Origin of the sequence: Azospirillum sp. B506, assembly GCF_000333595.1 — a bacterium.
Lineage (GTDB): Bacteria > Pseudomonadota > Alphaproteobacteria > Azospirillales > Azospirillaceae > Azospirillum.
The window spans coordinates 1-2,251 of record NZ_BADK01000915.1 but is presented as its reverse complement, the minus strand read 5'-3'; the positions used below and the strand labels follow the sequence as shown (position 1 = coordinate 2,251).

General features: G+C 61.8%; 1 protein-coding gene and 1 pseudogene. Both read left to right on the top strand.

Features of this window, described 5'->3' with window-relative positions:
* Positions 1-727 (top strand): RNA polymerase factor sigma-32 (locus tag I71_RS28415; RefSeq protein ID WP_042702145.1); only part of this gene is annotated, 727 nt, incomplete at its 5' end.
* A gap of 397 nt (positions 728-1,124) precedes the next feature.
* Positions 1,125-2,251: pseudogene (locus I71_RS28410) on the top strand (protoglobin domain-containing protein); the annotation flags it as partial.

The window sequence follows — 2,251 nt, the reverse complement described above, 5'->3', positions numbered from 1 at the left end:
CCGCCTCGTCATCAAGATTGCCCGCGGTTTCGGCGGCTACGCCTTTCCGCTGGTCGATCTGGTCGCCGAAGCAAATGTCGGACTGATGCAGGCGGCCCAGAAATTCGATCCGCAGCGCGGTTTCCGCTTTGCGACTTACGCCACCTGGTGGATCCGCGCCGCGATCCAGGAATATATCCTGCACAGCTGGTCGCTGGTGAAGATGGGGACGACCGCCGCGCAGAAGAAGCTGTTCTTCAACCTGCGCCGCCTGAAAAGCCAGATGGCCGAATTGGAACAGGGCGACCTGTCGCCGGAGACCGTGGCGACCATTGCCGCCGAGCTGGACGTACCGGAAACCGAGGTTGTGGAGATGAACCGCCGCCTGGCCGCCAACGACAGCTCGCTCGACGCCACCCTGTCGACCGACGGCGAGACCAACTGGCTGGAACTGCTGGCCGACGACCGGCCTACCCAGGACACCATGCTGGCCGATGCCGACGAACTGGCGCTGCGGCGACGGCTCGTCGGCCAGGCGCTCGACCGGTTGGACGCCCGTGAACGCCGTATCCTGTTCGAGCGCCGGCTGAAGGACGATCCTTCGACGCTGGAGGCGCTGAGCCAGCAATTCTCGGTTTCGCGCGAGCGTGTGCGACAGATCGAAGTTCGGGCCTTTGAAAAGCTCCAGAAGGCGGTGTTGAGCGCGGCCCAGGCCTTGCGCCGTCCGGCGACGCCCATGGTGGCCTGACCCGGCCGGGGGAGCCATCGGCCTCAAGCGAAACCGCTTGAAGCGTGGCTGACACGAATAACTCTAGCCCGTCCGGTCATTGATCGAGCGGGTCCTATGCGGGGCCGTGCAGCCGGTTCCCGCATTTTTGCCGCAGGCCATCGGCCTGCCTGTTGCCTCCAGACCTGTCACTTCAACGCCGGCGGCGCCCTTGGCTCCGTCGGCTTTTTTCGTATGCAAACTATAGTGCAATCCTTGGATGTCTTTTTTGGTTTTGCAGCGCTCACAGTGATGCCCTGTGACAAAATGGCGGATTCAGGGATGAGGACCCAGGCCCATGATGTTCGCACTACGGGAAAGATTGCATTTTCAGTAATAGCCGGTACGCTGGTCATATCTCAAATGGGAGAGGGGCTCCATGTCGCACGCTGCCCAGACTCAATCGGTTATCGACCGCATAACCTTCCTGCGCATCGACGAGGCAACAAAGGCGGCATTGCGAGAGTTTCAGCCCCATTTGGCACAGCGCATCGATTCGATTCTCGACGAATTCTACAGCTATCTGCGCACCGTGCCGCAAATGGCAGCGATGCTGGCAAACCCCACGGTGACCGGCCGTGCACGCGATCTGCAAAAGCAACATTGGCTGCGCAACGTCTTCACCGGCACCTTCGACGAGGCCTATGTCACTCAGGTTCTGAAGATCGGCCAGACCCACCAGCGCATCGGGCTGGAGCCGCGCTGGTACACCGGTGCCTATTGCTTCACCCTGAACAAGCTGATCGAACTGGCGACCCAGATCCATCGCAAGAAACCGGAAAAGCTGTCACAACTTCTCCAGGCCATCAACAAGGCGGTGTTCCTGGACATGGACCTTGCCACCTCTGTCTTTATCGACCTGAACACTGCAGCCATCATCGCACGGGAACTGGGAAGCACAGCCGACAGCTTCGAACGCGAGGTCAAGGGGGTCGTGCAGGCGGTGGCGAGTGCCGCCCAGCAACTTCAAGGCACCGCGCAGGCGATGAACCGGACGGCGGAAATCACCAGCACACAATCGACCCAGGTGGCCGCCGCCGCCGAAGAGGCATCGATCAACATCCAGACTGTCGCCGCGGCTGCGGAGGAGCTGACTGCATCCATTGGCGAGATCAGCCAACAGGTGACCCGGTCGGCTTCCATCGCCAGTGCCGCGATGACAGAAGCCGAGCGGACCAATGCGACCGTGCAGGGTCTCGCCGACGCGGCCAGCCGCATCGGGCAGGTGGTGAAGCTGATCCACGACATCGCCAGCCAGACGAACCTGCTGGCCCTGAACGCCACCATCGAGGCGGCCCGCGCCGGCGAACCGGCAAGGGCTTCGCCGTGGTGGCGAGCGAGGTGAAAAGCCTTGCCAACCAAACGGCGAAAGCAACGGAAGAGATCAATTCACAAATCGGTGCCGTCCAGAGTGCAACGCAGGAAGCGGTCGGAGCCATCCGTTCCATCTCCGGCACCATCGCCCGCATCAACGAGATTTCACGTCCATCGCCCCGCCATCAAGGA